This window comes from Mesorhizobium sp. M0243 (assembly GCF_040321775.1).
Taxonomy (GTDB): domain Bacteria; phylum Pseudomonadota; class Alphaproteobacteria; order Rhizobiales; family Rhizobiaceae; genus Mesorhizobium.
Map to the genome: position 1 here is coordinate 1 of NZ_JAMYSF010000060.1, position 5,330 is coordinate 5,330.

At 61.8% G+C, this 5,330-nt stretch carries 5 protein-coding genes and 1 tRNA gene; 1 reads left to right on the top strand and 5 read right to left on the bottom strand.

Features of this window, described 5'->3' with window-relative positions; translation table 11 throughout:
• Positions 1-138: 138 nt before the first annotated feature.
• The gene (locus NKJ11_RS33460; RefSeq protein ID WP_023814285.1) at positions 139-981 is read right to left on the bottom strand and encodes an ABC transporter substrate-binding protein; all 843 of its coding nucleotides are present in this window, start codon (positions 979-981) and stop codon (positions 139-141) included.
• Between the two features lie 215 nt (positions 982-1,196).
• Between NKJ11_RS33460 and NKJ11_RS33465 the strand changes: the two genes are divergently transcribed.
• The gene (locus NKJ11_RS33465) at positions 1,197-2,276 is read left to right on the top strand and encodes a LacI family DNA-binding transcriptional regulator (RefSeq protein WP_023814284.1); all 1,080 of its coding nucleotides are present in this window, start codon (positions 1,197-1,199) and stop codon (positions 2,274-2,276) included.
• A gap of 343 nt (positions 2,277-2,619) precedes the next feature.
• Here the strand turns inward: NKJ11_RS33465 and NKJ11_RS33470 are convergent.
• The 4 genes from NKJ11_RS33470 to NKJ11_RS33485 form a co-directional block, all read right to left on the bottom strand.
• A tRNA-Trp gene (locus NKJ11_RS33470) sits at positions 2,620-2,695 on the bottom strand.
• 138 nt (positions 2,696-2,833) lie between these two features.
• Positions 2,834-3,316: a group II truncated hemoglobin gene (locus NKJ11_RS33475; protein WP_023814283.1), complete on the bottom strand. Its 483-nt coding sequence runs from the start codon at positions 3,314-3,316 to the stop codon at positions 2,834-2,836.
• A gap of 101 nt (positions 3,317-3,417) precedes the next feature.
• Positions 3,418-5,073, bottom strand: coding sequence for a COG3904 family protein (locus NKJ11_RS33480; RefSeq protein ID WP_023814282.1), 1,656 nt, complete (start codon positions 5,071-5,073; stop codon positions 3,418-3,420).
• A gap of 155 nt (positions 5,074-5,228) precedes the next feature.
• On the bottom strand, positions 5,229-5,330 hold a 102-nt coding region (locus NKJ11_RS33485; RefSeq protein ID WP_152536282.1), incomplete at its 5' end, for an EF-Tu C-terminal domain-related protein.

Here is a 5,330-nt window from a genome sequence, read left to right on the forward strand (position 1 = left end):
ACAACAACCCCCCCCCCCCCTATTTTAACCACCCGTTCACCTCCCCCCCGCTGGTGCGCCCCCCCCCCCCCCTCCCCACCCCCCCCCGCCCGGGGGGGGGGCCCCCCCCCCCCCCCCCCCCCCCCCCCCCGGGTGCGGTTACTTCTTGGGGAGGTATTGATCGGGCATCGGCGAGCCTGGGAACCACTTCTCATAAAGCGTCTTCCAGGTGCCGTCCTGCATGGCCGCATGCAGGGCGGTGTTCAGCGCATCGCGAAGCTTGTCGTTGCCCTTGCGCAAGACGAAGCCTGCCGGCGCGTCGAAGGACGGGATGTTAACCGCGATCTTCAAGTCCGGATAACGAACGCCATAGTCCTTGGCTGCCTCGTAATCGAGGAAATGAGCGTCGACCGTGCCATTGTTGAGCGCCGAGACGGCCGAATTGTTGTCAGGAAATTTGACGAGATCCGTCCCGACAAAATTCTTCGCCGCATAGATTTCCTGCAGCGTACCCTGCACGACGCCAAGACGCTTGCCCTTGAGCCCGTCGGCCGACGTGATCGCCTTGTCTGACGTAAGCACGGAGAGATAGCCTGCAAGATACCCGTCGGAAAAGTCGACGGTCTTCTTACGCGCTTCCGTCGTGCCGATTGCCGCGACCGCGACATCGAAGCGCTCGTTGGCAACCGAAGGCATCAGCGCCGAGAATTCCTGACCGGTGAAGATCACCTGGTCCGGCTTGAAGCCAAGGCGGCTCGCGACGTTGCGGAACAATTCGATGTCGAACCCGGTGAATGTGCCGTCCGCCTGGGTGAAAGCGTAGGGCTTGGCATCACCCATGGTACCAACGCTGATGACTTTCGCATCAATAAGACCATAGGGATTGTCATCCGCGGCGGCTGCTCCGGAAACAAAACCCGCGCCGATGCACACAGCCATAAGAGCCATTGCGCCGGCCCGGACCGGTGACATCAACGACTTGAGAATTCCTATCCTGCTCATGTCTTCTCTCCACTCTGAAGGTCTGTTCTTCTTGGTATTGACGTCGAGCCGGCAATCCCACGCTTGACATCGCCCGCCGCCGCGACCGCGGCATGCGCCTCTCGGCCCGCAATCTTCTAAAAGAGACCGGTCTCTTATTGATTGAGACCGGTCTCTTTGATAATCGTTATCGCCAGATTGACCTTCCGTCAACAACTCTTGTAGTCGTTCATCCAATGAAAAGAACCGCACCCAAGACCCAGTCGATAACGGTCAGCGATGTCGCCCGAGTGGCCAATGTGTCCAAAGCGACGGCCGCGCGCGTGCTCGGCGGATACGGTGTCGTCAGCGACACGATCCGCGCCAATGTCATGGCCGCCGCCAAGGCCCTTGACTACCGTCCGAACGAACTGGCCCGAAGCATGACGACCGGCAGGTCCGGCATCATCGGCGTGGTGGTCGGAGACATCGAAAACCCGTTCTTCAGCCTGGCGGTGCGTGGAATCAGCGACGCGGCAAGGGCGGCTGGCTTCAACGTCATCTTGGCCAACTCCGGCGAGCGGATCGACGCGGAAAGGGCAGCTGTGCGGCTGTTGATCGGCAAGCGCGTCGACGGACTGATCGTCACGCCGTCGGAATCGCGTGACATCTCACACCTGCGCGACATCCACCGTTCAGGCCGGCCGCTTGCCCTGCTTGACCGGGCGCTGCCTGATCTCGATGTCGACACGGTTACGGTTGACGATCGAGACATCGCCATGCGGGCGACCCGTATCCTTGTCGACGCCGGCCACAGCAAAATCGCCTATGTGACCGCGGTTGACGCCGAAGGCAATGAGTATCGCGACCTAGGACAAATCTACACCTCATCGGTCCGTGAGCGCATCGACGGCTTTCTCAAGGTGTGCCGGGACGCCGGAATTGATCGACCGGAACGTCATATTCGCCTTGGCGCGACAAGCCCCGACGAGACGCGAAAGCTCGCCGACAAACTGCTGTCGGGGCCAGATCGACCGACCGCAATCCTTGCCTCCGACAGTCTCATAGCCCTGGAGATCTTCAAGGTCATGCGCCAGCGCGGGCTGCGCATTCCACAAGACATCTCGCTCATCACTTTCCATGACGCGGACTGGACGAGCGTCACGACCCCGCCCATCACCGTCGTCGACCAGCCCGTCTATGCGCTGGGCAAAAGCGTCGCGGAACTGCTCATCCGCCGCTTGAAGGGCGAAGCACGGCCAGCTGAAAGGCTCATTCTGCCGACCACAATCATCGAACGCGGATCCGTTGGTCCGCCTGCTGCCTACAAGCTGTAGATTCTCAAAGCCGAGCGGTCCAAAGCATAGCATGGAAGCCTATGCCCGAGCGTCGGATGGTTTGTATTCTGCGCCCGCATCCTTCGGACCAAAGGAGCAAATCTCGACTCGAGCCAAGCCAGCTTCCTTGGTGCCAACCCGCCAATTTTTACCTTTGTGGAACCTCGAGCAGCGCCAAACCAGGCTGTCGTTACGGTGAAGTTGCCCACCAGAATCGTGTGATTTTACGCCACCGTCGGACGCTGCCCGCGGACGTGCATGTCCGTGCAATAGATGTGCAGCAGTCGTTTTGGCTTCTCAACCGAGTAGCGCTATTTCTAAGTGCCTGATTTCCCTTTGGAAATGGCACGGGCAGCAGGGCTCGAACCTACGACCTGCGGTTTTGGAGACCGCCGCTCTACCAACTGAGCTATGCCCGTACGTGCGCATGTCGGCGCAGCAGGCGCTTCCTAAAAGCTTCCGCACGCTCTGTAAAGGGTGGTTTGCAAGCAAACGTACCTTCACCCCCCCTGCGCCAGAAATCGGGACAGCTGACGACCAGCTCGTTCGGCGAGAGGTTACTTTGTTTTCAGCGGCCGATAGGGTCCGCCCGGCACGCCCCAGCCCCAGGCCGGCATCGGTTCCGTCTCGGGATCGCACGTCTCGCCGAGATTGGAGTTCATCTTGGCCAGACGCGATCCCCATTCGACATAGCCCATGAAGGCCGAACGGAATTCCGGATCGTCAGGCAGGCCGACCGCGTCGGCTGCATCGGCCAGGAGGCTAATCCAGCGGCGGCGCTGCTCCTCGCTCAGATGCTTGCCCAGATGGTGCATGACCATCTCGCGGTGGCCACCGAACTGCTCGCTGTAGGTTTTTGACCCGCCGAAAACCTCGCCGATGAAGGCCGCGACATGGGCGGGATGATCCGGCGACATGGTCTTGAACACCGGCCCGACGATCGGGTCCTGCGCCACCTTGTCGTAGAAAGTCTGGGTCAGCCGGTTCAGGGCCTCGCCGCCGCCGGCCCATTCGTAGAGGGTCGGGATATCCTGGCTCATTCTCGATCCTCCGCCTGCCTGGCGCCGCCAGCAGCGACGATAGCGGAACAATCGGAAGTGTCTCAACCTGCCTCGATGGCCAGTTCCGGCTTCGCCGCGGTCTACAATTTGGCCGGCGCGTCAGCCTCGGCATTGGCGGAGGGCCGGATCCGGCAATTCTCGGGTCTTGGCACCGCCTCGCAAATGGTGGCGCCGGTCAGCGCGTCGACCGATTGCAGGCTCGTCGTCAGTCCGACCTTCAGCATCATGCCGGGTTCCAGCCGGCGCTCGACCGAGCGACGCTCGATCGCCGCGAACAGGGCGGGAGCGATCGCCATCTCGTCGAGATAGGCCTTGACCATCTGCTTTTGCCCCATCAGGTAGAGGCTAAGTCGCGCCTGGGGACCGACAAGCCGCTTGATGCCGCCGGCAAGCATCAGCGCGCAGGCCGAATCGCACTCCACGCCCGCATCGATGCTCAGCCCGGCATAGGCGCCCTCTTTGGCCAGGCAATTCCACGCTCCCGGGTCACAGCCGACGAAATCGGTGCGGCCAACCGCGACGTCGAGCTTCCTTTCATGGATAAGCCGTCCCGCCGCCAGGGCGCTGAACAGGTCGCCTCCCCTCGAACTGACCACGACAGGCAGTTGCCGTTTGCCGAGCGTGGCGAGCAATTGGCGCAGCTTCTGCGGGGTCTGGGGAGTGATCGCGCCTTCCGCCGAGATCCATTCCGGGCAGTCTGGATTGCAGAGTGGATTGGTGCCGCGAACGACGACGAAGCGCATGTCTTCATCGCGCCGCTCTTCATCGTGTCGCGCCGGCTCGGGTTCGATCGCCGGCGGAGCAGGCTTGGCCGCGGTCGCCGTCAGGCCATCAGGCTTGTCCCCCGGCATTTCCCGGCAATTCGTGGCCAGGCGGCCGGGCTCGCACAGGCTTGCCGCGGTCAACAGGCCTACAGCGTCCGTGCTGGTGACCAGCTTCATCGCCAGCATGTCGTCGAGGGCGATCTGGTGAATTTCGCTGGCCGGCGTGCCCTTCATCGTTTCGAGCATGCCTTGTTCGATGCCCATCTGGTTGAGATAGGCCGCCAGCTTTTTCTCCACCGACTTGCTCATCTCGTAGGTCTTGTAGCTGCCGGCGTTCTTGCGGCTGACGATCTTTGTGTTGAGGATCTTCTTCTTGCCCCCCACGATGCGGTAGGTGGTGCGGTATTGCAATTTCGTGCGGATGTAGGTCGTGGTGATCTGATGGACGCCGAGATAGGCCCATTCGCCGGCCACCCGCCTGATACCGCCGGCAAACATCAGAGGACAGGCGGAATTGCACATGGCGCCATAGTCGATGACATCGCCGAAGTAGCGGGCGTCACGGTCCTGGCATCCCTTCGCACCGGGCTGGCAGCTGGAAAACACCGTCTTGCCGATGGCGATATCGAGCTTGTTCTTGCGGATCAGCCGGCCAAGCGTCAGCGCCGCCTCGACATTGCCGCCGGGAGAATCCACGACAACAGGCAGTTTCCGCCCGCCAAGCGTCTTCAGCATGCGTTTGAAGAGTGCCGGCGTGCCGGCTTCTATGGAGCCCTCGGCCGATATCCATTCCGGGCAGATCGGCTCGCACCCCGGTGCGTTGCTGCGGACAATGCCGAACCGCATCGTCGGCCCAAGATCCGGCGCCGCATCCGCCGCAAAGGCTACCGGGCCCGCGGCAAGCAATGCCAGCAGGCAGATCAAGGCCAGCGACCACAATGCCCGACAACGGTGAAGGCGCCCTGAAACCATTCTGCAAAAAGCCCCTTGATGCAACCTATACTAGACGAGGTCCAAGGGCTTGCAACAGGGTCGAGCGACAGGGCGGTAGCCGATAGCCCGGCAAACAAAAAAGGGCGGCCCGAAGACCGCCCTTTTCTTGTCGATCCGGCAAATGCCGGGCTCGATTATTCCTTGATGGTGACGACGATGCCGGCACCGACGGTGCGGCCGCCTTCACGGATAGCGAAGCGCAGCTTCTCTTCCATGGCGATCGGCACGATCAGCTC

Excerpts from the sequence above, each read along its gene's own strand:
- NKJ11_RS33460 (WP_023814285.1), bottom strand. The coding sequence starts at position 981 with ATGAGCAGGATAGGAATTCTCAAGTCGTTGATGTCACCGGTCCGGGCC.
- NKJ11_RS33465 (WP_023814284.1), top strand. The coding sequence starts at position 1,197 with ATGAAAAGAACCGCACCCAAGACCCAGTCGATAACGGTCAGCGATGTC.
- NKJ11_RS33475 (WP_023814283.1), bottom strand. The coding sequence starts at position 3,316 with ATGAGCCAGGATATCCCGACCCTCTACGAATGGGCCGGCGGCGGCGAG.
- NKJ11_RS33480 (WP_023814282.1), bottom strand. The coding sequence starts at position 5,073 with ATGGTTTCAGGGCGCCTTCACCGTTGTCGGGCATTGTGGTCGCTGGCC.